The sequence below is a fragment of the Caulobacter sp. GW822-FHT01G02 genome, from assembly GCF_058802865.1.
The window spans coordinates 78,827-101,727 of the sequence record NZ_JBXAON010000004.1 but is presented as its reverse complement, the minus strand read 5'-3'; the positions used below and the strand labels follow the sequence as shown (position 1 = coordinate 101,727).

Below are 22,901 nucleotides of genomic sequence, written 5' to 3'. Positions count from 1 at the left end.
TTCGCCGACACCTCCCCCATAAAGGGGGAGGAGAACCGCGCCCTTCCTCCCCCTTTATGGGGGAGGTGGCCCGAAGGGCCGGAGGGGGCTGCGCAGACCTGTTATCGGAGTTACCCATGACCACCATCGCCGCCATGATGTCCGCCGACTACGGCGTGATGGGCGACATTCTTCGCCAGCGCGCCCAGGAAGGCCCCAACCATCCGGCCGTGATCATGGAGACCGGCGAGGCGGTGACCTACGCGGAATTCGACGCCTTGGTCGACCGCGTCGCCGCCGCCCTGCAGCGTGACGGGATCGCGCCCGGCGAGGCCATCGCCGTCTGCGCCCTGTCGTCGATCCCCTATGCGGCGGTGTTCCTCGGCGGCCTGCGGGGCGGCGTCGCGGTGGCCCCGATCGCGCCGTCCTCGACGCCCGAGGCCATCGCCGGCATGGTCGCCGACTGCGGGGCCAGGCTGTTCTTTCTCGACGCCGGCGTCGCCGAAGCGCAGAGGCCCGCGCCGATCCCGGTGCGCCAGATCGCCCTGGACGGTTCAGGCGCCGGCGAAGCCTTCGACGCCTGGCTGGCTCCGGAAGGCGCGACGCCGCGCCCGGTCGCGATCACGCCCGAGCATCCGTTCAACATCATCTATTCCAGCGGCACCACCGGCACGCCCAAGGGCATCGTCCAGTCGCACGGCATGCGCTGGAAGCACGTCTTCCGGGGCGACGCGGTCGGCTACGGCCCGGCGGCGGTCAGCGTGCTATCAACCCCGCTCTATTCGAACACCACCCTGGTCTGCTTCTTCCCGACCCTGGCAGGCGGCGGGACCGTCGTGCTGATGAAGAAGTTCGACGCCGGCAAATATCTGGAGCTGGCCCAGAAGCACCGCATGACCCACACCATGCTGGTGCCGGTGCAGTACCGCCGCCTGATGGAGCGGCCGGACTTCGACAGCTACGACCTGTCCTCGACGCATCTGAAGTTCTGCACCAGCGCCCCGTTCGGCGCCGAGCTGAAGGGGGAGGTGCTGCAGCGCTGGCCCGGCGGCCTGGTCGAGTATTTCGGCATGACCGAGGGCGGCGGCACCTGCATCCTGATGTGCCACGAGCATCCGGACAAGCTGCACACGGTCGGCCAGCCCGCTCCGGGCCACGACATCCGCCTGATCGACGAGGACGGCGTCCAGGTCGGCCCCGGCGTGGTCGGCGAGATCGTCGGCCGCTCGGCCGCGACCATGAGCGGCTATCACGGCCGGCCGGACAAGACCGCCGAGGCCATCTGGACCTCGCCCGAGGGCTGGACCTTCATCCGCACCGGCGATGTCGGCCGCTTCGACGAGCAGGGCTTCCTCACCCTGATGGACCGCAAGAAGGACATGATCATCAGCGGCGGCTTCAACATCTATCCGTCCGACCTGGAAGCGGTGCTGGTCCAGCATCCGGCCGTGGTCGAGGCGGCGGTGGTCGGGGTGCCCTCGGACGCCTGGGGCGAAACCCCTGTGGCCTTCGTGGCGGTGAAGGGCGAGGCCGACGCCGAGGCGATCAAGACCTTCGTCAACGGCCAGGTGGGCAAGACCCAGCGCCTGGCCGATGTGAAGATCGTCGACAGCCTGCCGCGCAGCCATATCGGCAAGGTGCTGAAGCGCGAACTGCGGGACGCTTGGCAAGTTTCGGGGCAAGTTTCGGGGCAAGTTTCGCCTAGTCAGTGAACTTTTTGCCGCGACGGCGCGCCGCATTAGGCTAGGCGGAATCGATGAATACGGTTGCTTAACCATATGGTGCGGCCATGGAGGTCGCCCGGTTCGTCGTGGAATGCGTTCTAAAGCCATGCTCCCGAAGCCTGCCGCCGCCGCTCCGATCGCCGCTCCTCAAGCGAAGACGTTCATCCGCGCTTCTGGCGGCCCCATCGATTTCGACGCGGTCGCCGCCGCGCTCGGCGTCGCCGGACACAGCTCGGACCTCGATCAGCGCCTGGCCGCCCGGTTCGCCCGTCCCGTCGCCGTTCGCGCCTTCGCCGACCGCGTCGAGGCCACCGCCGCGGCGCTGAAGGCCCTGGGCGTGCGCGAGGGCGGCGTCTGCGTCGTCTCCGCCCTGGCCGATCCGGAAACCCTGGCCGGCGTCGCCGCCGCGGGGCTCAAGGCCTGGCTGGTCGATGTCGACCCGTTCAGCGCCATGTTCGACACCGGCCACCTGCGCGCGCGCCTGCCCGATGCGCCGGGGCCGCTGGAGGCCATCGTTCCCGCCGCCGCCCACGGCCGCGCGCCCGACATGCGCGCCTGGGCCGCCTTCCGCGCCGAGACTGGCCTGCCGATCCTGATCGACGCCGCCGGCGCCTTCGACGTGGTGATCGCCGCGCCGGTTCCTGTTCTCGTGGGCCTGCCCGCTGGGGCGGGCGTCTTCGTCGCCTGCGAGGACGCCACCCCGATCAACGCCATCGACGCCGCGCCCTTCTCCGGCGACGACGGCCTCGCCGCCTGGCCGGGCCTGCGCCAGCGTCTGTGCGGCACGGCCCAGCAGCTGCGCGTCCTGCTGCTGGACAGCGGCGTCGGCTTCCAGCCGGGCTGGGGCATGAGCTGGATCTCGCAGACCTGCGCCCTGTCCCTGCCGACCGACGACGCCGGCGCCGTGGCCTGGAAGCTCCAGGCGGCCGGGATCGCCGCCAGCTGCTCGGTCCGCGACCGCGCCCTGGCCGCCGACGACACCCCGACCGCCGACCACCTGGCGGCCTCGACCGTGGTCATCACCCTGGATCCGGGGCTCGACATCGAGGGTCTGGACCGCCTGTGCGACGCCCTGCGCGACGCGGTGGCCTAGAGGCGGCCGCCGACTTGGCCTAAGCATTGGCGCGTATTCACGCCGAAGGTTGCGATGGCCGAAGAGTCTCAAGAGCCCCAGTCCCTGGAATCCTTGTCCCTCGACTGGGGCTTCACCCTGCCCGACGAGGTCTGGGCGATCCCCGAGGACGAGCGCGACGCGGAGGTCCGCTACAACGACGACCTCTGCCAGTGGGGCGACCGGGTTTTCATCCGCTGCATCCTGCCCGTGCCCCTGAAGGGGACGGACGACTATTTCGGCTGGGGCGCCTGGGCCGAGGTCGATGCCGAGGTCTTCGAGCGCTATCTCGACCTCTATGACGCCGACGGCCGCGAGGAGCCGCCGCACCCGGCCAAGCTGGCCAACCGCCTCGCGCCCTATGCCGGAACGACGCTTGGGACCCGGATGCTGATCCAGTTCCAGACCCCGGACGAGCGCCCGACCCTGATCCTGCTGGACGGCGACAAGAGCCGGCTGGCGCAGGACCAGCGCGACGGCATCGACGCCGCGCGGCACCACGAGATCCTGGAGATTTGCGGGGAGTAGGGCTGGCCCGCTACGCCGCGTCGATCATTCGCTTGGCGGCGCGCGCCAGCAGGCCCGAGCGTGTGAAGCCGTGGGTCTCGGCATAGGCGTCGATATCGCGAAGGGTGGTCTCGGGCAGGGTGATATTGACCCGCACCGTCCTGGGCTGGGCGGTCTTCAGGGGCACGATGATCACCGCGCCGTCGCGGTTCACGGGATTGGCCATCACCTCGTCCAGGGTCGAGGGCGCGGGAATAGACTCGCCATCCTCGACCATGCCGTCGATGTGGAGGAGCAGGGCCTCCTCGGCGTTGGCGCGGGCCTCCTCCAGGGTCGCGCCCACGCTGACGCACCCGGGCAGGTCGGGAAAGGAGACCCCGAACTCGCTGTCGGCGTCCTTGTGGATGAGGGCGATATAGCTTGTCATTGGCTCACCTCAGGATCAGGCCCGATTGCCGTTCGATCGACCGTAGCGTCCCGAGCGGAAGGTCTCGTTTGGGATGCGGAACGGTCACGCGACCGGGTTTCGTGGGGTGCTTGAACTGAGCGTGGGAGCCGCGCCGGGCCACCTCGACCCAGCCGTCGGCCTCCAGCGCGGAGATGACCTCACGACTATTCATGAGTGTGTATTTATGGGTATAATTTCTTTGCCGTCAAGGCGAGCCTAGAGCCAGCCCGTCTTCCGGAATCGCCGGTACAGCAGTCCGCAAACCACCACGATCACGGCCAGCACGCCGTAGTAGCCATACTGCCACTTCAGCTCGGGCATGTGCTCGAAGTTCATGCCGTAGATGCCGGCCACGGCCGTCGGCACGGCCAGGATGGCGGCCCAGGCGGCCAGCTGGCGGGTGATCGCGCCCTGGCGCTGCTGTTCCAGCAGGCTGGAGATCTCGAACACCGAGGTCAGCACCTCGCGCAGGCCGTCGACCAGGATCTCGGTGCGCTGGATGTGATCGCGGACGTCGCGGAAATAGGGCCGCACCTCGCTGTCGATGCAGGGCAGATCGTGATGTTCCAGCGCGCTGACCACCTGGGTCATGGGCCCGAGCAGCTTCTTGAACTTCATCAGCGCCCGGCGAAGGTTGAAGATGCGGGCGATCTCGGCGCGGCTGAGGAAGGCGTCCAGCGCCCGCCGCTCGAACGCGACCAGCTCTTCCTCGATGGCGTCGACGATCGGCATGTAGCCGTCGACGATGAAGTCGAGCACCGCGTGCAGCACGTAGTCGACGCCGTGGGCCAGCAGGACCGGCGCGGCTTCCAGCTGGGCCCGCAGTTCGGTGTGGGCGCGGGCCGACCCGTGACGGACGGTGATCAGGTGGCGGTGGCCGACGAAGAAGTCGGTCTCGCCATATTCGATGTGGTCATTGTCCAGATGGGCGGTCTTGGCCACGACGAACAACTGGTCGCCATAGACATCGACCTTGGGCGTCTGGCGCGCATTGAGCGCGTCCTCGATCGCCAGCGGGTGGAGGTGGAAGGCCTGTTGCAGCACGCGCAGTTCGGCCTCGTCGGGCTCGACAAGGCCGATCCAGACGAACTCGCCCTCGCGCGGCCGCAGACTGTCCGGATCGTCCAGGCTGACCGGACGAACGGCCTGGCCGGCGACATAGGCGCTGGCGGCGACGACACTCACTGGAAGGGGCTCACGGCTCTAGTGGGCGGCCGCGTAGGCTTCGACCTGCGCCACCCGCCGGGCCTTCTCGGCCTCGGTCAGGAAAGAGCCGGTGAAGCTGTTCTTGGCCAGGGTGACGATCTCGTCCCGCGTAAGACCGACCGCGTTGGCGGTGGCCATGTAGTTCTCCAGCAGGTAGCCGCCGAAATAGGCCGGGTCGTCGGAGTTCACGGTGGCCTTCAGGCCCAGGGAGAGCATTTTCTTCAGCGGATGGACGTCCAGGCTGGGCACGCCGCACAGTTTCAGGTTCGACAGCGGGCAGACCGTCAGGGTGGTTCCATCGGCGATCAGGCGCGCGGTCAGGGCCTCGTCCTCCAGGGCGCGGTTGCCGTGGTCGATGCGGTCGACCTTCACCAGGTCGATGGCTTCCCAGACGTATTCGGGCGGGCCTTCCTCGCCGGCGTGGGCCACGATCTTGAGGCCCAGGTCGCGGGCCGCCTGGAACACCCGGGCGAACTTGGCCGGCGGGTGGCCGACTTCGGAGCTGTCCAGGCCGACGCCGGCGATCTTGTCGAGCCAGGGCTTGGCCTGCTCCAGGGTCGCGAAGGCGGCCTCTTCCGACAGGTGGCGCAGGAAGCAGAGGATCAGCTTGGAGGTGACGCCCAGCGTCTTCTCGGCCTCGTCCATGCCGGCCAGCAGTCCCTTCATCACCGTGTCGAAGGCGATGCCGCGATCGGTGTGGGTCTGGGGATCGAAGAAGATCTCGGCATGGGTCCCGCCGTCGGCGGCCAGGCGCTTGAAATAGGCCAGGGCCAGGTCCTTGAAGTCCTCGGCGGTCTGAAGCACGCCCGCGCCCTGGTAGTAGATGTCCAGGAAGTCCTGCAGGTTGGAGAAGGCGTAGGCCGCGCGGATGTCCTCGACCGACTTGTAGGGCAGGGTGATCCCGTTGCGCTGGGCCAGCTCGAACATCAGCTCGGGCTCGAGGCTGCCCTCGATGTGCATGTGCAGCTCGGCTTTCGGGAGGCCGCGGACAAATTCGATGGAGGCGGTGTCGATCATGCGGACGTTATGAGCCTCCCTAGCGACGCCTTTCAACTGTCATCCCAAGCTTTATGCGCAGGACCCGTCCGTCCGCCGCCAGCGCGGAGAGGACAGGCGCCTGCCTAGAGCGGTTGCGGCGTCTTCGGCGGCCCTTCCGGCAACGGAATGAACTCGTCGTGGTCGAAGTCGGGCAGCTTCATGCGGCCAGCCTTCCAGTCGGCCTTGGCCTGCTCGATGCGGTCCTTGGACGAGGAGACGAAGTTCCACTCCATGAAGCGCGGGCCGATCGGCTCGCCGCCCAGCAGCATGACGGTCGAGCGCTCCAGCGCCTTGAACACCACGGTCTCGCCCGGAGCGAACACGGCCATCCGCAGGGCCGAGAGCTCGCGGCCGTCGACCTCGACCCGGCCGTCGGCGACATAGGCCGCGCGCTCGGAATATTCGGCCGGCAGGGCCGCGGTCGTGCCCGGCTCAAGCTCCCAGTGGACGTAGAACAGCGGTGAGAACACCGGCACATTGGCCTTGGCGCCGAACGCCTCGCCGGCGATCAGCCGCGCTTTCAGCCCGCCGCTCTCGTAGGACGGCAGCTCGGCCTGGCCTTCGTGGTGGCTGAAGCTGGGGGCGATCTCTTCATATTCCTTGGGCAGGGCGATCCAGGCCTGCATGCCGTCCATGCGGCCGCCCTGGCGGCGCAGGGTCTCGAAGCGTTCGGAGTGGGTGATCCCCGAGCCGGCGGTCATCCAGTTGACCTCGCCCGGCTTGATCACGGTCTCGGAGCCGACGCTGTCGCGGTGGGTGATCTCTCCCTGGAACAGGTACGACAGGGTGGAGAGGCCGATGTGCGGATGCGGGCGGACGTCGGCGCTCTTGGAGAAGCCCGGCGCGAAGTCGGCCGGCCCCATGTGGTCCAGGAAGGTGAACGGGCCGACCATGCGCTTGGCGTGGAAGGGCAGCACGCGGCCAACCTCGAAGTTTCCGATGTCGTGGCGGCGGGCTTCGATGACGAGGTCGATCATGGGTCGGCTCCGGGAAGGAATACGCGGAACTTAGCTGGGACAAGACCGCCGCGTCTTGTGCAAAGCCGGCAATGCAAGGTTCGCGTTTTTGATCCCTACAGCGTGTCGGCGGCCTTCTTCAGCGGCAGCAGCGCCAGCAGGCTGATCGCGCCCGCGCCGGCGAGATACAGGCCGACCAGCTTCAGGCCGCCATGGGTGGCCAGGGCCTGGGCGATGGCCGGGGTCATGCCGCCGCCGATCACCCCGCCGACATTGAAGGCGATCGACGAGCCGGTATAGCGCACCCGCGCCGGAAACAGGCTGGGCAGCCAAGCCCCCAGCGGGCCATAGACCAGGCCCATGACCACCAGGGCCAGGGACAGAAAGACGCCGATCGTCCAGAGCGAGCCCGAGCCCATCATCGGCGCCAGGGCCGCGCCGGCGGCGATGGTCAGCAGCGAACCGGCCATCAGCACGCGGCGGGGACTGGTCTTGTCGGCCCAGTAGCCGGCCCAGACGATGCCGCCGGCCATGAACAGGATGGCGACCAGCAGCACGCCCAGGAACACCTGGCGGTCATAGCCAAGGGCCGTGACGCCGTAGCCCAGCGAGAAGGCGGTGGTCAGGTAGAAGAGGGCGAAGCAGGCGACGACGGCGAACGTGCCGCCGATCGTCTCGCGGGCGTGGGTCTTCAGCAGCTCGGCCACCGGCACGTGCGGCGGGGGGGCCGCGTGGGCGGCGGCCTGGAAGGCGGGGGTTTCGGTCAGCTTGAGGCGGATCCACAGGCCGACTCCGACCAGCAGGATGCTGCCCAGGAACGGCAATCGCCAGCCCCAGCTCTGGAACTGCTCCGGCGTCAGGACAGCGCCCAGAGCCAGGAACAGGCCATTGGCGGCGATGAAGCCCACCGGAGCGCCCAGTTGCGGGAACATGCCGAAGCGCGCGCGGAAGCCGGGCGGGGCGTTCTCCACCGCCAACAGGGCCGCGCCGCCCCACTCGCCGCCCAGGCCAAAGCCCTGGCCGAAGCGCAGCAGGCACAGCAGGAACGGCGCGACCCAGCCGGCCGTGGCGTAGGTCGGCAGGAAGGCCACCAGCAGCGTCGAGCCGCCCATGATCAATAGCGAGGCCACCAGGGTCGACTTGCGCCCGATGCGGTCGCCGAAATGGCCGAACACGATCGAGCCCAGCGGGCGGGCGATGAAGGCCACGCTCAGGCTGGCGTAGGAGGCCAGGAGCTGCATGGCCGGCGAACTGGCGGGAAAGAACAGCGGCCCGAACACCAGCGAGGCGGCGGTCGCGTAGATATAGAAGTCGTAGAACTCGACCGCCGTGCCGATCAGGCTGGCGGCCAGCACGCGTCGCGTCGACGCGCCGCCAGCGCTCGATTGGGCCATCTGGCCTCTCCCCAAGGTGTCGGAAGACCGACGCGGACGGCTCCAGGGCCGCCACGCGCCATCGTGAAGGATCAGCCCAGCGGGCTGACGTACGGACTCACCAGACCCAGCGGCACGGCCGTCGAGTTCTTGACGCCGCGGATGACGATGCGGCTCTCGATGTTGCTGACCAGACCTAGCGACAGCAGCTTCTCGCGCAGGAACTCGTCGAAGGCGCGCATGTCGCGGGTGACGATGCGCATCTCGTAGTCAGCCGCGCCGGTGACGGTGGCGCACTGCACGACCTCGGCCCACTTGGCGACGGCCTGTTCGAACGTGTCCAGATTTTCCTTGGTCGGAAGGGACAGCTTGACGGTGCAATAGACTTCGAAGCCCAGACCCAGCTTCTCGCGGTCCAGGATCGTGACGCGACGCTGGATGACGCCAGCGTCTTCCAGGCGCTTGATCCGGCGCCAGCATGGGCTGGACGAGAGGCCGACCCGTTCGGCGATCTCCGCGACGGACAGTCCGGCGTCGTGTTGGATGAGATCGAGGATCTTGGCATCCACGGCGTCGAGTTGTTCGGACAAGAAATTCCTCCCCCAAGCGGGCGTTGACGCTCCAATTTTGCGCAAAGGGGGCCTGAGTCGGGCACGCCTTGGGCAAACAATTTCCGCGCTTCTATAAGATATTGCGTTACGGGCGAGAAGACCCCGGAGGAAAATTTTTGCCATGCGGCACTCTGAAGTCACTCTCGACGACAAATATGTGCTCGAAAATGGTCGAGCCTTCATCACTGGCGTTCAGGCGCTGCTGCGGGTCCTGCTGGATCGCAAGCGCCTTGATCGCCTCGCGGGCCTGAACACCGGGGGCTATCTTTCCGGCTATCGCGGCTCGCCGCTGGGCGGCCTCGACCAGCAGGCCGCGCGCATCAAGAAGCTGCTGACCGCGCACGACGTGGTCTTCCAGGAAGGCCTCAACGAAGACCTCGCCGCCACCGCCGTGTGGGGCAGCCAGCAGGCCAACCTGTTCCCCGGCGCGCTCTATGATGGCGTGTTCGGCATGTGGTACGGCAAGGCCCCGGGGGTCGACCGCACCGGCGACGTCTTCAAGCACGCCAATTTCGCCGGGACCTTCCCGACCGGCGGCGTGCTGGCGGTGGCCGGCGACGACCACGGCTGCAAGAGCTCGACCCTGCCGTCGCAGTCGGAATTCGCCTTCCAGGACTTCGAGATGCCGGTGCTGTCGCCGGCCGACGTTCAGGAAGTGCTGGACTATGGCGTCCTCGGCATCGCCCTGTCGCGGTTCTCGGGTCTGTGGACGGGCATGATCGCCCTGGCCGACACCATGGACAGCGGTGTGACCATCGATGTTTCGCTGGGCCGCCACCAGGCTGTCATTCCAGACTTCCCGTTCCCGCCCGGCGGTCTCGGCATCCGGCTGAAGGACCAGCCGATGGAGAAGGAACGGCGGATGCGGCTGCACAAGCTGCCCGCCGCCCTGGCCTTCGCCCGCGCCAACCACATCGACCGCGTGGTGCTGGGCGCCTCGCACGTGCGCGTCGGCAAGGCGCGCCTGGGCATCGTCTGCCAGGGCCAGGCCTACAAGGACGTGCTGGAGGCCTTCACGGCCATGGGCATGACCCTGCAGGAGGCCGCCGACCTGGGCGTCTCGATCTACAAGGTCGGCATGCCTTGGCCGCTGGAGCCGCTGGGCCTGCGCGCTTTCGCCGCCGGCCTCGAGACCCTAATGGTCATCGAGCACAAGCGCGGCCTGATCGAGCCCCAGGCCCGCGCCGCGCTTTATGATCTCCCCGCCCAGGCGCGTCCGCGCATCATTGGTAAGGTCGACGAACGCGGCGCCCCGCTGCTCTCGGAGCTCGGCTCGTTGTCGGTGGCCGAAATCGCCTTGGCCATCTACGACCGCCTGCCGGACGGCCCGCACATGGAGCGGGCCCGCGCCTATCTGAACCGCGTTTCGGCCGCCGGCGTCGCCGCTGTCAGTCTGGCCGCCGACCAGGCCCGCAAGCCGTTCTTCTGCTCGGGCTGCCCGCACAACAGCTCGACCAAGCTGCCGGAGGGCTCGCGGGCTCTCGCCGGCATCGGCTGCCACTACATGGCCGGGTTCAACGACCCGATGACCGACCTCAACACCCACATGGGCGGCGAGGGCCTGACCTGGGTCGGCGCGGCGCCATTCACCAGCGAGAAGCACGTCTTCCAGAACCTGGGCGACGGCACCTACAACCACTCGGGCTCACTGGCGATCCGGGGCGCGATCGCGGCCAAGGCCAACATCACCTACAAGCTGCTCTATAACGACGCCGTCGCCATGACCGGCGGCCAGCGCGCCGAGAGCGGCTTCACCCCCGCCCAGATCACCCGCCAGCTGGCGGCCGAGGGCGTGACCAAGACCGTCATCGTCGTCGACGAGCTGAACCGCTACGAGGGCGTCACCGATCTTGCGCCGGGCGTCGAGGTCTTCCCGCGTTCGGACCTGATGCGCGTGCAGGAGATGCTGCGCGACACGGCCGGCGTGACGGTGCTGCTGTACGACCAGACCTGCGCCACGGAAAAGCGCCGCCGTCGCAAGCGCGGCTCCATGCCCAAGGCGACGAAGCGCGTGTTCATCAACCCGCTGGTCTGCGAAGGCTGCGGCGACTGCTCGGTGAAGTCCAACTGCGTCTCGGTCGAGCCGCTGGCCACGGAGTTTGGCCGCAAGCGCAAGATCAACCAGTCGTCCTGTAACCAGGACTACAGCTGCGTCGAGGGCTTCTGTCCCTCGTTCATCACCCTGGAAGGCGCCGAGAGCGCCCAGTCCAAGAAGACGCCGGCGGCCCTGACCGCCGAGTCGACGCCGCTGCCCGAGTTCGAGCCGCTGACCGGCGTGCGCAAGATCCTGTTCACGGGCGTGGGCGGCACGGGCGTGACGACCGTGGCCTCGATCCTGGCCATGGCCGCCCACATCGACGGCCGCGCCGGCAGCGTGGTGGACATGACGGGTCTGGCCCAGAAGGGCGGCTCGGTGTTCAGCCACGTCAAGATCGGCGAGACCGAGGAGACCATCGTCGGGGGCCGCGTCCCGGCCGCCAGCGCCGACGTGCTGATCGCCTGCGACCTGCTGGTGGCGGCCTCGCCCGAGGGCCTGTCGCTCTACGCCAAGGACCGCACGCGCGCCTTCGGCAACAGCGACTTCGCCCCGACCGCCGACTTCGTCACCAGCCGCGACGTCAAGTTCGACAGCGGCGCCATGGCGCGCCGGGTCAAGGGCGCGACCAACACCTTCGACGCCTGTCCGGCCCAGCGCCTGGCCGAGACCGAGTTCGGCGACGCCATCTACGCCAACATGATCATGGTGGGCTTTGCCTGGCAGCGCGGGGTGATTCCGGTCTCCAGCCGCGCCCTCTATCGCGCCATCAAGCTGAACGGCGTCGACGCCGAGGCCAATTTGCAGGCCTTCGAACTGGGCCGCCGCGTGGCCCACGACCCGACCTCGATCGCCGTCAAGGAAGACAAGGTCGCCACGCCCGAGACCATGCCGCTGGACGACCTGATCGCCCACCGTATCAAGGAGCTGACGGCCTACCAGAACGCGGTCTACGCCCAGCGCTACGCCGACAAGGTCGCTAAGGTTCGCGCGGCCGAAGTCGCCGTCAGTGGTCCCGATGGCGAGCTCCCCTTGACCCGCGCGGCGGCGGTCAATCTCTACAAGCTGATGGCCTATAAGGACGAGTACGAGGTCGCTCGTCTGTATACGGATGGTCGCTTCAAGGCCGAGCTGGCCGGGACCTTCAAGGGCGGCAAGGCCAAGGTCTGGCTTTCGCCGCCGCGGCTGGCCCCCAAGGGGCCGGACGGCAAGCCCAAGAAGATCGCCTTCGGCGGCTGGATGCTCGACGCCGCCTTCCCGATGATGGCCAGGATGAAGGGCCTGCGCGGCGGCCCGCTCGACATCTTCGGCCACACCGAGGAGCGCAGGATGGAGCGCGACCTGATGGCGTCCTACGAGACGACCCTCGACCGCCTGGCCGCCGGCCTCTCCCCGGAGAGCCTGCCGCTGGCGGTGAAGATCGCCGAGATCCCGCAACAGATCCGCGGCTACGGCCACGTCAAGGACGCCTCGGTGGTCACGGCGAAAGCGGCGGAGGCCAAGCTGTGGGCGCAGTGGGGCGGTAGCTGACCACCGTATCGTGGCGGGAAGTCTGTGATAGACTTTCCGCCATGAACAAGCCGGTTCGCGACGCTTCGGTTTCAGTGACCCTTCCCAGCAGCGCGGTGGAGGAACTTAGCGCGCGCGTCGCCTCGGGAGAGTTCGGCAGCCTGGATGAGGCCGTCACGGCCGCGCTCCTGGAGCTTGAGCACTTTCGCGCCGTCGAATTGGTTGGGGGCGAGGCGGCGTTTCGGGCTCTGGCGGGGCGGATCGAAGCCGATTCCGAAGCGCATGTCGGCGAGGTCGACGCTTTCGAGTTCCTGCATGCGCTGAAAGACGAATATGAGCGCTTTGCCGCCCAGGACGACCGCGCCTGAAGCCAGTGCGTCTCAGCGCGCTGGCCGCTAAGGAAATCCGTCGGATAGGCGAGGACATAAAGCGCGATAAGCCCCAGGCCGCAGTGGCTTTCGTGGCTCAGCTGCTTCAGCGCTGCGAGAGTGTGGCCAACGCGCCTGAAGGCTATGGACTGAAGCCGCAATACGGCTCCGCCGTGCGCGGTGTAACAGTTTCGCCCTATGTGATCCTGTATCGGATACGAGCAACGGACATCCTCATCCTCAGTGTCCGGCATGGCGCGCGCAGGCCGGTGGCGCTGAAATGATCAGGGACCTGCGTGGCGCGCTCCAGGGTTCGTGCTAGGTTCCCGCCATGAACAAGCCTCCGAACCCCGTGACCGTCACCCTCAACGCCGAGGACGCCGCCGACCTGCAGGCGCGGGTCGAACGGGGCGAGTTCGCTTCGCTGGATGAGGGCGTCGCCGCTGAATTGGCCGAGCTGAACTATCGGCGGGCGGCTGAGATTGTCGGCGGTCCGGAGAAGCTCGAGGCTCTGCTGGACAAGCTGGAAGTGGTCGAGACGCAGGACCCCGCCGACTGGGTTGGCGGCAAGCGTTCGCTGTCCGACATGCTGGCGGACCTGAAGGCCCAGGCCGGATCCTAGGCGTTCCCATGGCTGATTTCGATTTCGACGCTGTCGTTGTCGGGGCGGGCGCGGTGGGCCTGGCCTGCGGTTATGCGCTGGCCAGGCGCGGCCTGATCGTCGCCGTGCTGGAGGCCGAGAGCCACATCGGCCAGGGCGTCTCGTCGCGCAATTCGGAGGTGATCCACGGCGGGCTCTACTATCCGACCGGATCGCTGAAGGCGCGCCTGTGCGTGCAAGGGCGGCGGTTGCTGTACGCGTTCCTCGACACGCACAACGTCGCCTACAAGCGCTGCGGCAAGCTGGTGGTGGCGACGTCCGACGACGAGATCCCGCGCCTCGACGCCATCTGGGATCAGGCCCTGGCCAACGACGTCGAGGGCATGGAGCGGCTGACCGGCGAGCAGGCCCGCGCCCTGGAGCCCGGCCTCAACGCCCACGCGGCGCTGCTGTCGCCGCAGAGCGGGGTCTTCGCCAGCCACGACTACATGCTGGCCCTGCAGGGCGAGATCGAGGCCGCCGGCGGGGCGGTGGTGCTGTCGACGCCGTTCGAAGGGGCCGAAGCGTTGCCGGGCGGCGGCTTCACCGTGCGGGCGGGCGGGGCGGATCCGACCAGCCTGACCTGCCGCCTGCTGGTCACCGCGCCGGGCCTGTCGTCGCAGGACGTAGCCGGCCGCATCGAAGGTTATCCGGCCGACCACATCCCCAAGGCCCACTACGGCAAGGGCGTCTATTTCCGCCTGACCGGCAAGGCGCCGTTCCAGCGGCTGATCTATCCGCCGCCGATCCACGGGGCGCTGGGCACCCACTATCGCAACGACCTGGGCGGCCAGGCGGTGTTCGGGCCGGACCTGGAATACGTCCCGACGCCCGACTATTCGGTCGACCCGGCCAAGGCGGAGGCCTTCGCCGCCTATATCCGCAAGTTCTGGCCGGGCCTGCCCGACGGCGCCCTGCAGCCCGACTACGCCGGCGTGCGGCCCAAGCTGCACGGCCCCGACGCGCCGCAGCCCGACTTCCAGCTGCGCGGCGCCGAGGACCACGGCTTCGAAGGCCTGATGGCGTTGTTCGGCATCGAGAGCCCGGGCCTGACCAGTTCTCTGGCGATCGGCGAGACGGTCGCCACGCGGCTGCTAGGGGAGCCGGCCGTCTAGCTTCGCGTTGACACTGGATCGGCGCCCGCCGATGGTCCGCCGCCTTACGTTGCCCCCGGAGTTCGCCTTGACCAACCTGCTGCACGCCATGCTGGGCAAGGGTCTGGGCGGCCTGGAGCAGGTGTTTCTCGACTACCAGCCGATCCTCGAGGCCTGGGCCGCCAAGCGCGGCGGCCGGTGCGTCGGCGTGGTGCGCAAGGGCGGCAAGGTGGCCGCCGCGCAAGCCGGACGGACCCCGCCCCTGACCGCCATGCCGGCCTTTACCGACTGGGATCCGATCACCCTCGGCGCGGCGCGCGCCGTGGTTCGGGCGAACAGGCCGGCGATCATCCTCAGCCACGGCCAGCGTCCGGCGCGGGTGTTCGCCAAGGCCGCCCCGGCCGGCGTCATCCAGGCCGTCTGTGTGCACAAGCCCAGCTTCGACGTGACGCCGGGAACCCACTATCTGTGCGTCGGCCAGCACCTGGCGAACCTGGCCCTGGAGCGCGGCGCGCCCGCGGATCACGTTCACGTCGTTCAGAACGCCGTCCGGCCGCCAAACGTCCGAGCCAGGCCCTTCGCCCGTGAGGACGACCCGGTGAAGATCGTCGCCGCTGGCCGGCTGCACGCCAAGAAGGGCTTCGACGTCCTGATCCGCGCGGTCGGCAAGCTGCGCGCCTGGGACGTCGACGTCACCTGCGAGATCGCCGGCGAGGGCGGCGAGCGCGCCGACCTGGAGGCGCTGATCAAGGCGCTGGATCTCGATCCGTGCGTGAAGCTGGCGGGCTGGACCGACGATATCGCGGGCTTTCTGGCCACGGGCGACCTGTTCGCCTTTCCCTCGCATCAGGAAGGCTTCCCGCTGACCCTGCTGGAGGCCATGGCGGTCGGCCTGCCGGTGGTGGCCACCGAGATCGACGGGCCGGTCGAGATCCTCAAGGAGGGGATCACCGGCCGCCTCGTGCCGGACGACGACCCCGACCGCCTGGCCGAGGCTCTGGGCGAGCTGATCAGCGACCGCGATACGGCCCGACGCCTGGGCGCGGCGGCGCGAGAACTGGTGCTGACCGAATACGGACCCGACGCGCTGGCGCGGAGGTTGGAGGCCGCGCTGGACGGAATGCTCGCCAATTCTAAGGCTTGATGCCAACCGCGCTCGGGAGTATGACCCCCGTCCGTCCTGGCTATGGCTGGGTAGCTCAGATGGTTAGAGCGGTGGATTCATAACCCACAGGTCGGCGGTTCGATCCCGCCCCCCGCCACCAGGACGGAATTCTTTCTCCTTAAAATTCAATCTCTTCCGAGTTAGGCGCAGACGGCCTTCTTGAGGATCTCATTCGCGCGGCTTTGCCAGCCAGGCCCGCCTTCGCGCAGCTTTTCGATCACCTCCTGGTCCAGGCGCAAGGTGACCTGCTTCTTGGGATTGGCGGATTTTGGGCGGCCAGGCCGCGTCAGCGTGCCATTGGCGGGCCGGATGACCTTGCCCCCAATGCTGAACTGAGCGCGAGCGAATTGGTCTTCGGTCCATTCGGGAGCGTCATCGGGATCAACCCACGCGCTTTCCGAATTTTCTTTGTTCTCGGGCATTGCATTTCCTCATCGAGATGATGCGCCGCGTCTTTCCGCGTAGCGTCCAAATGACCATGATCAGGCGTCCGTCTAGTCGGCCGACTGTCTGAAAGCGATTTTCTCCATAGTCCTCGCGATCGTCGAGGGACGTGAGTTCCGGCCCGTCGAACACTGAAGCCGCATCCGCGAAATCCAAGCCGCGATGCTCCAGCGTTTGGCGGCGTTTCTCCTCATCGAATTCGATATCCATGTCGGAAGCACCCCCTCCGACATAACTATCCCATAGATTGCATTGATATATATATATCGCCCTTTGCGATATGATTTTTTGTAGCTACGAAAATAGCGCGATCGACGCGAGCAGGCAACGGCTTCTCGGCGTCGCCCGTTCTCGCCCCATGGCGCGCGCGCTCAAGGTCTTCACGTGGTCGGACGGCTTCCACCGCTACACGGTGGCCGAGACCTCGCGCGTCAAGGCGTTGGCCGCCTGGGAGACCGATCGCGATCTGTTCAAGGAAGGCGTCGCCGAGGAAGCGCCGGAGGCGCCCGACGCCAAGGCCGCTCTCGCCGCGCCCGGCGCGGTGATCCGGCGGGCCGAGGGCGGGTTGAAGTCGGCGGTCGACAGGCTGCCGAAGCCCAAGGCCAAGAAGGTTGACGACCGGGCCGAGGCCAAGCGGAAGCGGGCGCTGGCGGAGGCCGAAGCCGCGCTCGACGCCGCCGAGACCGAACAACGCGACGCCGAGGCCGACCTTGAACAGCGTCGCCGCGGGCTCGACGCCGAGGCCGTCGCGCTCAGCGGCTCCGGGGCGAAGCGCCGCGCGGCTCTGGAAAAGACGATCGCGCGTCTGCGACGGTGATCGCCGCGCCGCCGCGCAGGCCCTGGCCGTCGAGATAGTCCAGCAGCGCCGCCGGATAGTCGGTCTGGACGACGCTGACGCCCTGCGCGATCAGGCCGCCCCAGGCCTTGCCGGGATCGATCAGGGCGCGCGTATCACCGGCCGCGTCGGGCAGTCCTTTCGGACCCTTGCCGGCCAGGGTGTTGGTCCAGAGGCGGACGCGGGCGGCGCGGGCCGCGTCGCGCACGGCCATGAAGCCGTCCTTCTTCAGCGCGCCCAGCTCGATGGCCGGGATCGCCCGCGCGCCCGAGGCCTGGGCGGTGGCGATCTCCGCCAACTGGACGGCGCGCGGGGCGCCCTTGCCGCCGACGATCGGCATGAAGGCCAGGTTCTTGTAGAGCGGCTGGTCCGCGATCGGCGCGTCGCCCAGACCGACCCGGGCCTTGAACAGCACCCAGTCGGCGGCGTCGACGTCATTGACCAGGCGGGCGACCCGTGCGGGCGAGCCTTCCTTCAGGTCAATATTGACCAGGATGCGGCCGCGGGCGGCCTTGAGGAAGGCGCCCAGGGTCGGCGGCGCGGCGTCGGTGGCCTGGTCGCCGGCCTTCAGGCGCAGGGCCTGCAGCTCGCCGAGGGTCAGGTCCGAGACCTTACCCCTGCCGGTGGTGGTCCGGTCGACCTTGGCGTCGTGCATGAGGACCAGGGCGCCGTCCTGGGTGCGGCGCACGTCGATCTCCACGACGTCGACGCCCAGGGCGATGCAGCGTTCCAGGGCGGCGATGGAATTCTCGGGGACGGCGCTCGTCAGGCCGCGCGACGGGGCGGGCGCGTGGCAGGCGCGGTGAGCCACCACCATGACGCCGTCGGCCGGATCGTAGAGGCGTTGGCGCGGGTCGGCGGCATGCGCCGAACTCGCCAGCGTCGCGATGGCTAAAGCGATCGAAAGCGCATCAAGTCGCATGGTCAAAGCTCCCCAGCCCTTCCCACTGCATCGCTAATTCAGGCGACAGCCGTGCGGCGGTTCGGACTCATTGGGATGACGTCGCCAAGGCGGAGGCGCCTCAGGCTTTCAGTGCGACAAGTTGTCCTGAGCGAGCGGCCTTAGACCTTTCGGAAACCCCGCAGGACATTGGCCTCGGTGCTGAGCTGCAGCTTGGCGTAGTCGATGCGCGGCGTGTCCGAGAAGATCAGGTAGTAGTACTTCATCTGCTCGGACCACCAGTAGCCGGGGCAGTTGTCGCCCTGGGTCATCGGCTTGGTCGTGATGTCCTTCAGAGCGGTATAGCCATAGGCGGCGCGGCTGGTCGCCTTCATCTCGCGATAGTGGATCGCCGTCAGCTGGCGATAGCGGTCGTCGCGGTCCAGCAGCCACAGGTTCAGGCAGGCGTCGGCATATTCGGGGCGCAGGCCGGTGGCCTTGCGGCGCGCCTGGCGGGTGGCGACGTCGATCGATTCCGGGATGACGCCATAGATCGCCTGCATCTCGGTGAACGAGGCCAGGTAGTCGTCGCCCTCCGTCTTGAAGCCGACCTGGGCCAGCAGGCCGGCATAGTAGGCGGCCAGCTCGCTCTGCGACGTGTTCAGCACCGCGCCGGTCTCGTAGTCGACCATCGGGAACCACAGGCGGCCGTCGTAGCGCTTGGCCTGGTGGGCCAGCTGGGCGGCGGTGACCTCCTGCGCCCAGCGCTTGCAGTCTTCGTCGCCGAACAGCTCCCAGGCGTCCCACAGATATTCGTAGAAACTGTCGGCGTAGATATCGATGCTGGCCGTGCGGCTGATCCATTCGCCCGTACGCGCATCAATGTTGGCGGCCATCAGGCCGATCTTCGAGCGCTTGTCGAGCGCGTGCTTCATCGCCTTCTTGGCGACGTCGAAATAGCGCTTGTCGCCGGTCAGCTGGCTCAGCACCCCGAACTCGGTGATGTAGGTGCCGATCTCGGCCAGGTTGGTCTCGGGATCGCGGACCGCGCCGGTCTTCAGGTTGACATAGCGCCAGGGCAGACCGTAGGGCGAGGCGTCGAACGCCTTCAGCAGGCGGTCGGCCAGGTCCTTGGCCTTGGCCAGCAGGACGGGGTCGCCGCAGGCCAGATGCGCCGAGATCAGGCCGCCGACCAGGCGGATATTGGTCTCGAAGACTTGCGCCTCGCCGTTGACGTCGAAGTTCAGCGACGACTTCACCCAGTCGACGCCGGCCTGGAACTCGGCGTCCAGGCCCATGATCCACAGGGTGTCCAGCGCCTCGACTAGCGACAGGCCAAGATCGTGGCCCTCGACGAAGAACGACTGCGACGTGCCGCTGACGGGATTGATCTCGTCCTTGCCCCAGGCCTTGGCGACATAGCCCTGCCAGGCCCACTGGAACTCCTTGCGGACGTCGGCGGCCAGGGCCTTCCAGTCCTCTTTCGGCTGGCTCTTCTTGGGCGCGGCCAAGGCCAGGCCAGGCGCGAGGCCGGCGGCGGCGAGGGCGGCGAAGGCGGAGCGGCGGGTGAGTCGGGCGAGCGTCATGGAACCCAACCTAACGGCGACCGCGGGCCTGGGCGAGAGGGCGACCGACCTAGCTGGTCGAGGTTTCGTTCGCCGGGGCCTCGGTCAGGCGGGCGCGGAGGACGCAGCTCAGGCCTTTGGGGCGGTAGTCCATGGTCGCCGCGCCCTTCAACTCGCCGCCCAGGCTGCGTTCGATCAGGCGCGAGCCGAAGCCCTTGCGGGTGGGCGGGGTCACCACGGGACCGCCGGTCTCGGTCCAGAGGAGTTCCAGCGCGCGGCTATCGGGGTCGTAGGTCCACGACAGCGACACCCGGCCCGCGGCGTTCGACAGCGCGCCGTACTTCAGGGCGTTGGTGGCCATCTCGTGCAGGATCAGCGCCATGGTCAGGGCCCCGCCCGGCTGCAGGCGCACGGCCGGGCCGTCGATGGTGAAGCGCTCGCTGGCCTGGTCGAAGGGGCGCAGGGCGCGCTCGACCACTTCCCGCAGCTCCGCGCCGTGCCAGCTCTCGCGGGTCAGGATGTCGTGCACCCCCGACAGGCCGAGCAGCCGCGCCTCGAACTTCTCGAAGGCCACGACCGGGTCGGGTTCGTTGCGCAGGGTCTGGGCGGCCATCGACTGGACGGTGGCCAGGGTGTTCTTGACCCGGTGGTTCAGCTCGTTGATCAGCAGGCGCAGCTGGCTCTGGTGGCGCGCCTGGGCGTCCTCGGCCTCCTTGCGGGCGCTGATGTCGGAGATGATCGCCAGGATGTAGGCCGGCTGGCCGTCGACGCGGACCATCGAGGCGGTCAGGTGGATCCAGAGGTCGCCATTGCCGACCAGGAACCGCCGCTCGGCCGCGCAGGTCTCGATCTCGCCCGACAGCAGGGCCGCGCTCGACAGGAGCGTCTGATCCAGCATGTCCGGATGCACCAGGCTCTGCAGGGCAACGCCCAGCAGGGCGTCGCGGTCGCGCCGCAGCAGAGCGCAGAAGCTGTCATTGGCTTCCAGGATCTCGCCGGTGGGCGTCAGGCGCGCCACGCCCATGGCCGCCTGGTCGAACACGGCGCGATAACGGGCCTCGGCGGCCTCCAGCTTGAGCCGCGCCTCGACGTTGGCGGTGACCACCTCGGTGTAGAGCACCAGGCCGCCGATCTCGCCGCCCCCATCGTCAGTGGGGTCCGTGCGCCACGGCGCCATCGACCAGCGGATCCATTCGGTGCGGCCGTCGCGGTCGACGTAGGGGTCGCCCTCGTGGCGCAGCTCGACGCCCTCGGCCAGGACCCGGGCGTGCAGGTCGCGCCACTTCTGCGGGATCTCGGGGAAGACGTCGTAGTGTCGCCGGCCGATCAGCGGCATGTCGGGCGGCAGGTGCTGGTCGGTCAGGTACTGCCGCGAGGCGGCCAGGTAGCGCATCTGGTTGTCGAAGATCGCGATGCCTAAAGGCGCGTGCTTCAGCGCCGTGGTGACGCTGGGCGAGCCGGCCATTTGAGGCCTGGACTGGGGCGGCGCTTCGTTGCTCATCGCGCCTTATGGTAGCGGTCTCGGTCGCTACCGGCGCTGAATTTCCCGTGACAGGTTGTTGGACGAATTGCCGCACCTGCCAGGGCGAAGCGACTGGGCTCAGCTGGCCACCGGAAACACCCGCGTCTGCTTGACCACGCCATAGGCGAAGCTGGTGTCGATCGAGGCGATGCCGGGGATGGCGTGCAGCTTGCGGCGCATGAAGGCCTCATAGGCCTCCAGGCTGTCGACGATCACCCGCAACAGATAGTCGTCGCTGCCCGCCAGCAGAAAGCAGTCCAGGATCTGGTCGATGCGCTGCACCTGGGCCTCGAAGCCGGTGATCAGGTCCTGGCTGGGACTGTTCAGGCGCACGCGGACGAAGACGGTGATCGGCAGGCCGTAGGCTTTCTGGTCGACCAGGGCGGTATAGCCGGTGATGACCCCCTCGGCCTCCAGGTTGCGCACCCGGCGCAGGCAGGGGGAGGGCGACAGGTTGACCCGCTCGGCCAGCTCCTGATTGGTCAGGCGCCCGTCCTTCTGCAGCTCGCGGATGATCTGGCGGTCCTTGGTGTCCATGCGCGCCTCTTGAGCGGAATCTGCCAAAATTGAAGCTCATCATGGCAGACTTCGCAATCTATGCCGTCCAGGTTCGCGCCACTCTCACCCGACAGGGAGTGAGACATGCGTAACGACCAGGGCGGCTTTTCCACGCGGGCGATCCACGCGGGCTATGATCCCGCCGACGAGCACGGGGCGCTGACGCCGCCGGTGCACCTGACCTCGACCTTCGCGTTCGAGAGCGCCGAGGCCGGCGGCGAGATGTTCGCCGGCACGCGGGAGGGGCACTTCTACTCGCGGATCTCCAACCCCACGACCGACCTTCTGGAGCGCCGGCTGGCCAGCCTGGAGGGCGGCGAGGCGGCCGTCGCCACGGCCTCGGGCATGGGGGCGATCACCGCCACGCTGTGGAGCTTCCTGCGGGCGGGCGACGAGGTCATCACCGACCAGACGCTCTACGGCTGCACCTTCGCCTTTCTGCGCGACGGCCTGACCCGGTTCGGCGTGACGGTGCGGACGGTCGACATGACCCGGCCCGAAGCCCTGGCCGAGGCGATCTCGAACAAGACGCGGATCGTCTATTTCGAGACCCCGGCCAATCCGAACATGCGCCTGGTGGATATCGCCGCGATAAGCCGGATCGCCCGCGACGCCGGCGCCAAGGTGGTGGTCGACAACACCTACGCCACGCCGGTCCTGACCCGGCCGCTCAGCCTGGGCGCGGACATCGTCGTCCACTCGGCGACCAAGTATCTGGGCGGTCACGGCGACCTCATCGGCGGCGTGGCGGTCGGCGGCGTCGAGGACATGCGCCGCGTGCGCCTGGTCGGCGTGAAGGACATGACCGGCGCGGTGATGTCGCCGTTCACCGCCTTTCTGGTCATGCGGGGCCTGAAGACCCTGGCGCTGCGCATGGCCCGCCACAGCCAGAGCGGGGAGGCCGTCGCCCGCTGGCTGGAGGCGCACCCGGCCGTCGCGCGGGTGTTCTATCCGGGCCTGAGGAGCTTTCCGCAGCACGCCCTGGCCGAACGCCAGATGGGCGCCGGCGGCGGCATGATCGCCTTCGAGCTGAAGGGCGGTCACACGGCGGGCGCGGCTCTGATGAACCGCCTGACGATGATCCGCCGGGCGGTGTCGCTGGGCGACGCCGAGACCCTGATCCAGCACCCGGCCAGCATGACCCACTCGCCCTATTCGCCCGAGGAGCGGGCGGCGGCGGGCATCGGCGAGGGGCTGGTGCGGCTGTCGGTCGGGCTGGAGGACGTGGCGGATATTCTGGGCGATCTGGAAGGAGCGCTGGCGATTGCCGCTCCCCCGCCGGGGGACCTGTCCGCGAAGCCGACCGAGGGCGCCGTCTCCGCCTGACGCGGAG

Annotated in this window: 24 protein-coding genes and 1 tRNA gene; 12 read left to right on the top strand and 13 right to left on the bottom strand. The window is 68.3% G+C overall.

Features of this window, described 5'->3' with window-relative positions:
- Positions 1-116: 116 nt before the first annotated feature.
- The 3 genes from AC1RNC_RS12725 to AC1RNC_RS12715 all read left to right on the top strand — a co-directional run bounded on the left by AC1RNC_RS12725 (position 117) and on the right by AC1RNC_RS12715 (position 3,342).
- The gene (locus AC1RNC_RS12725) at positions 117-1,691 is read left to right on the top strand and encodes a class I adenylate-forming enzyme family protein (protein WP_492886729.1); all 1,575 of its coding nucleotides are present in this window, start codon (positions 117-119) and stop codon (positions 1,689-1,691) included.
- 118 nt (positions 1,692-1,809) lie between these two features.
- Positions 1,810-2,796 carry a DegT/DnrJ/EryC1/StrS family aminotransferase gene (locus tag AC1RNC_RS12720; protein WP_492886727.1) on the top strand — a complete coding sequence of 329 codons (987 nt, stop codon included), beginning with the start codon at positions 1,810-1,812 and terminating at the stop codon, positions 2,794-2,796.
- Positions 2,797-2,850: 54 nt separating this feature from the next.
- The gene (locus AC1RNC_RS12715) at positions 2,851-3,342 is read left to right on the top strand and encodes a DUF2199 domain-containing protein (protein WP_492886725.1); all 492 of its coding nucleotides are present in this window, start codon (positions 2,851-2,853) and stop codon (positions 3,340-3,342) included.
- Between the two features lie 10 nt (positions 3,343-3,352).
- On the opposite strand, the gene AC1RNC_RS12710 is transcribed toward AC1RNC_RS12715, so the two are convergent.
- The 7 genes from AC1RNC_RS12710 to AC1RNC_RS12680 form a co-directional block, all read right to left on the bottom strand.
- Positions 3,353-3,748 (bottom strand): type II toxin-antitoxin system HicB family antitoxin, encoded by a 396-nt coding sequence (locus tag AC1RNC_RS12710; RefSeq protein ID WP_492886723.1) that lies wholly within the window; start codon positions 3,746-3,748, stop codon positions 3,353-3,355.
- A 4-nt stretch (positions 3,749-3,752) separates the two neighbouring features.
- Entirely contained in the window at positions 3,753-3,941 is a 189-nt protein-coding gene (locus AC1RNC_RS12705) for a type II toxin-antitoxin system HicA family toxin (RefSeq protein ID WP_004620875.1), read from the bottom strand.
- A 44-nt stretch (positions 3,942-3,985) separates the two neighbouring features.
- Complete coding sequence (gene corA, locus AC1RNC_RS12700) at positions 3,986-4,954, bottom strand: magnesium/cobalt transporter CorA (protein ID WP_492886721.1); 969 nt, start codon at positions 4,952-4,954, stop codon at positions 3,986-3,988.
- A gap of 18 nt (positions 4,955-4,972) precedes the next feature.
- Complete coding sequence (locus AC1RNC_RS12695; protein WP_492886720.1) at positions 4,973-5,992, bottom strand: adenosine deaminase; 1,020 nt, start codon at positions 5,990-5,992, stop codon at positions 4,973-4,975.
- Positions 5,993-6,096: 104 nt separating this feature from the next.
- Positions 6,097-6,990, bottom strand: a complete 894-nt coding sequence (locus AC1RNC_RS12690; RefSeq protein WP_492886718.1) for a pirin family protein — start codon at positions 6,988-6,990, stop codon at positions 6,097-6,099.
- A gap of 95 nt (positions 6,991-7,085) precedes the next feature.
- Positions 7,086-8,363: an MFS transporter gene (locus AC1RNC_RS12685; protein ID WP_492886716.1), complete on the bottom strand. Its 1,278-nt coding sequence runs from the start codon at positions 8,361-8,363 to the stop codon at positions 7,086-7,088.
- A 71-nt stretch (positions 8,364-8,434) separates the two neighbouring features.
- Complete coding sequence (locus tag AC1RNC_RS12680) at positions 8,435-8,932, bottom strand: Lrp/AsnC family transcriptional regulator (RefSeq protein WP_125155882.1); 498 nt, start codon at positions 8,930-8,932, stop codon at positions 8,435-8,437.
- A 142-nt stretch (positions 8,933-9,074) separates the two neighbouring features.
- Between AC1RNC_RS12680 and AC1RNC_RS12675 the strand changes: the two genes are divergently transcribed.
- The 7 genes from AC1RNC_RS12675 (at position 9,075) to AC1RNC_RS12645 (ending at position 15,864) form a co-directional block, all read left to right on the top strand.
- Positions 9,075-12,518: an indolepyruvate ferredoxin oxidoreductase family protein gene (locus tag AC1RNC_RS12675; protein ID WP_492886714.1), complete on the top strand. Its 3,444-nt coding sequence runs from the start codon at positions 9,075-9,077 to the stop codon at positions 12,516-12,518.
- 41 nt (positions 12,519-12,559) lie between these two features.
- Entirely contained in the window at positions 12,560-12,865 is a 306-nt protein-coding gene (locus AC1RNC_RS12670; protein WP_492886712.1) for a hypothetical protein, read from the top strand.
- A gap of 5 nt (positions 12,866-12,870) precedes the next feature.
- Entirely contained in the window at positions 12,871-13,149 is a 279-nt protein-coding gene (locus AC1RNC_RS12665; RefSeq protein WP_492836117.1) for a type II toxin-antitoxin system RelE/ParE family toxin, read from the top strand.
- A gap of 47 nt (positions 13,150-13,196) precedes the next feature.
- Positions 13,197-13,487: a hypothetical protein gene (locus AC1RNC_RS12660; protein ID WP_492835946.1), complete on the top strand. Its 291-nt coding sequence runs from the start codon at positions 13,197-13,199 to the stop codon at positions 13,485-13,487.
- Positions 13,488-13,495: 8 nt separating this feature from the next.
- A complete protein-coding gene (locus AC1RNC_RS12655; RefSeq protein WP_492886710.1) occupies positions 13,496-14,620 on the top strand; it encodes an NAD(P)/FAD-dependent oxidoreductase in 1,125 nt (374 codons plus the stop codon).
- Between the two features lie 67 nt (positions 14,621-14,687).
- A complete protein-coding gene (locus AC1RNC_RS12650; RefSeq protein ID WP_492886708.1) occupies positions 14,688-15,743 on the top strand; it encodes a glycosyltransferase in 1,056 nt (351 codons plus the stop codon).
- A gap of 44 nt (positions 15,744-15,787) precedes the next feature.
- Positions 15,788-15,864, top strand: a tRNA-Met gene (locus AC1RNC_RS12645).
- Positions 15,865-15,904: 40 nt separating this feature from the next.
- Here AC1RNC_RS12645 and AC1RNC_RS12640 read toward each other — a convergent pair.
- Complete coding sequence (locus AC1RNC_RS12640; protein WP_492886706.1) at positions 15,905-16,186, bottom strand: BrnA antitoxin family protein; 282 nt, start codon at positions 16,184-16,186, stop codon at positions 15,905-15,907.
- A complete protein-coding gene (locus tag AC1RNC_RS12635; protein WP_492886704.1) occupies positions 16,146-16,418 on the bottom strand; it encodes a BrnT family toxin in 273 nt (90 codons plus the stop codon). Before AC1RNC_RS12635 ends, AC1RNC_RS12640 begins: the two co-directional genes overlap by 41 nt.
- 148 nt (positions 16,419-16,566) lie before the next feature.
- On the opposite strand from AC1RNC_RS12635, the gene AC1RNC_RS12630 reads away from it, so the two are divergent.
- Positions 16,567-17,025: a hypothetical protein gene (locus AC1RNC_RS12630; RefSeq protein WP_492886702.1), complete on the top strand. Its 459-nt coding sequence runs from the start codon at positions 16,567-16,569 to the stop codon at positions 17,023-17,025.
- Here AC1RNC_RS12630 and AC1RNC_RS12625 read toward each other — a convergent pair.
- From AC1RNC_RS12625 to AC1RNC_RS12610, 4 genes are all read right to left on the bottom strand, one after another.
- The gene (locus AC1RNC_RS12625; RefSeq protein WP_492886700.1) at positions 16,961-17,965 is read right to left on the bottom strand and encodes a glycerophosphodiester phosphodiesterase family protein; all 1,005 of its coding nucleotides are present in this window, start codon (positions 17,963-17,965) and stop codon (positions 16,961-16,963) included. The two genes, AC1RNC_RS12630 and AC1RNC_RS12625, sit on opposite strands and share 65 nt — an antisense overlap.
- A gap of 140 nt (positions 17,966-18,105) precedes the next feature.
- A complete protein-coding gene (locus tag AC1RNC_RS12620) occupies positions 18,106-19,509 on the bottom strand; it encodes a glycoside hydrolase family 47 protein (protein ID WP_492886698.1) in 1,404 nt (467 codons plus the stop codon).
- Between the two features lie 49 nt (positions 19,510-19,558).
- Complete coding sequence (locus AC1RNC_RS12615; protein WP_492886696.1) at positions 19,559-20,989, bottom strand: sensor histidine kinase; 1,431 nt, start codon at positions 20,987-20,989, stop codon at positions 19,559-19,561.
- Between the two features lie 99 nt (positions 20,990-21,088).
- A complete protein-coding gene (locus tag AC1RNC_RS12610; RefSeq protein WP_395445708.1) occupies positions 21,089-21,547 on the bottom strand; it encodes an Lrp/AsnC family transcriptional regulator in 459 nt (152 codons plus the stop codon).
- 105 nt (positions 21,548-21,652) lie between these two features.
- Between AC1RNC_RS12610 and AC1RNC_RS12605 the strand changes: the two genes are divergently transcribed.
- The gene (locus AC1RNC_RS12605; protein ID WP_492886694.1) at positions 21,653-22,894 is read left to right on the top strand and encodes a methionine gamma-lyase; all 1,242 of its coding nucleotides are present in this window, start codon (positions 21,653-21,655) and stop codon (positions 22,892-22,894) included.
- Positions 22,895-22,901 lie beyond the last annotated feature (7 nt).

What these genes read in the sequence shown, in the direction of transcription:
- AC1RNC_RS12725 (WP_492886729.1), top strand. Translation starts at nt 117, where the DNA reads ATGACCACCATCGCCGCCATGATGTCCGCCGACTACGGCGTGATGGGC.
- AC1RNC_RS12720 (WP_492886727.1), top strand. Translation starts at nt 1,810, where the DNA reads ATGCTCCCGAAGCCTGCCGCCGCCGCTCCGATCGCCGCTCCTCAAGCG.
- AC1RNC_RS12715 (WP_492886725.1), top strand. Translation starts at nt 2,851, where the DNA reads ATGGCCGAAGAGTCTCAAGAGCCCCAGTCCCTGGAATCCTTGTCCCTC.
- AC1RNC_RS12710 (WP_492886723.1), bottom strand. Translation starts at nt 3,748, where the DNA reads ATGACAAGCTATATCGCCCTCATCCACAAGGACGCCGACAGCGAGTTC.
- AC1RNC_RS12705 (WP_004620875.1), bottom strand. Translation starts at nt 3,941, where the DNA reads ATGAATAGTCGTGAGGTCATCTCCGCGCTGGAGGCCGACGGCTGGGTC.
- AC1RNC_RS12695 (WP_492886720.1), bottom strand. Translation starts at nt 5,992, where the DNA reads ATGATCGACACCGCCTCCATCGAATTTGTCCGCGGCCTCCCGAAAGCC.
- AC1RNC_RS12690 (WP_492886718.1), bottom strand. Translation starts at nt 6,990, where the DNA reads ATGATCGACCTCGTCATCGAAGCCCGCCGCCACGACATCGGAAACTTC.
- AC1RNC_RS12685 (WP_492886716.1), bottom strand. Translation starts at nt 8,363, where the DNA reads ATGGCCCAATCGAGCGCTGGCGGCGCGTCGACGCGACGCGTGCTGGCC.
- AC1RNC_RS12675 (WP_492886714.1), top strand. Translation starts at nt 9,075, where the DNA reads ATGCGGCACTCTGAAGTCACTCTCGACGACAAATATGTGCTCGAAAAT.
- AC1RNC_RS12670 (WP_492886712.1), top strand. Translation starts at nt 12,560, where the DNA reads ATGAACAAGCCGGTTCGCGACGCTTCGGTTTCAGTGACCCTTCCCAGC.
- AC1RNC_RS12660 (WP_492835946.1), top strand. Translation starts at nt 13,197, where the DNA reads ATGAACAAGCCTCCGAACCCCGTGACCGTCACCCTCAACGCCGAGGAC.
- AC1RNC_RS12655 (WP_492886710.1), top strand. Translation starts at nt 13,496, where the DNA reads ATGGCTGATTTCGATTTCGACGCTGTCGTTGTCGGGGCGGGCGCGGTG.
- AC1RNC_RS12640 (WP_492886706.1), bottom strand. Translation starts at nt 16,186, where the DNA reads ATGCCCGAGAACAAAGAAAATTCGGAAAGCGCGTGGGTTGATCCCGAT.
- AC1RNC_RS12635 (WP_492886704.1), bottom strand. Translation starts at nt 16,418, where the DNA reads ATGGATATCGAATTCGATGAGGAGAAACGCCGCCAAACGCTGGAGCAT.
- AC1RNC_RS12630 (WP_492886702.1), top strand. Translation starts at nt 16,567, where the DNA reads ATGGCGCGCGCGCTCAAGGTCTTCACGTGGTCGGACGGCTTCCACCGC.
- AC1RNC_RS12625 (WP_492886700.1), bottom strand. Translation starts at nt 17,965, where the DNA reads ATGCGACTTGATGCGCTTTCGATCGCTTTAGCCATCGCGACGCTGGCG.
- AC1RNC_RS12620 (WP_492886698.1), bottom strand. Translation starts at nt 19,509, where the DNA reads ATGACGCTCGCCCGACTCACCCGCCGCTCCGCCTTCGCCGCCCTCGCC.
- AC1RNC_RS12615 (WP_492886696.1), bottom strand. Translation starts at nt 20,989, where the DNA reads ATGAGCAACGAAGCGCCGCCCCAGTCCAGGCCTCAAATGGCCGGCTCG.
- AC1RNC_RS12610 (WP_395445708.1), bottom strand. Translation starts at nt 21,547, where the DNA reads ATGGACACCAAGGACCGCCAGATCATCCGCGAGCTGCAGAAGGACGGG.
- AC1RNC_RS12605 (WP_492886694.1), top strand. Translation starts at nt 21,653, where the DNA reads ATGCGTAACGACCAGGGCGGCTTTTCCACGCGGGCGATCCACGCGGGC.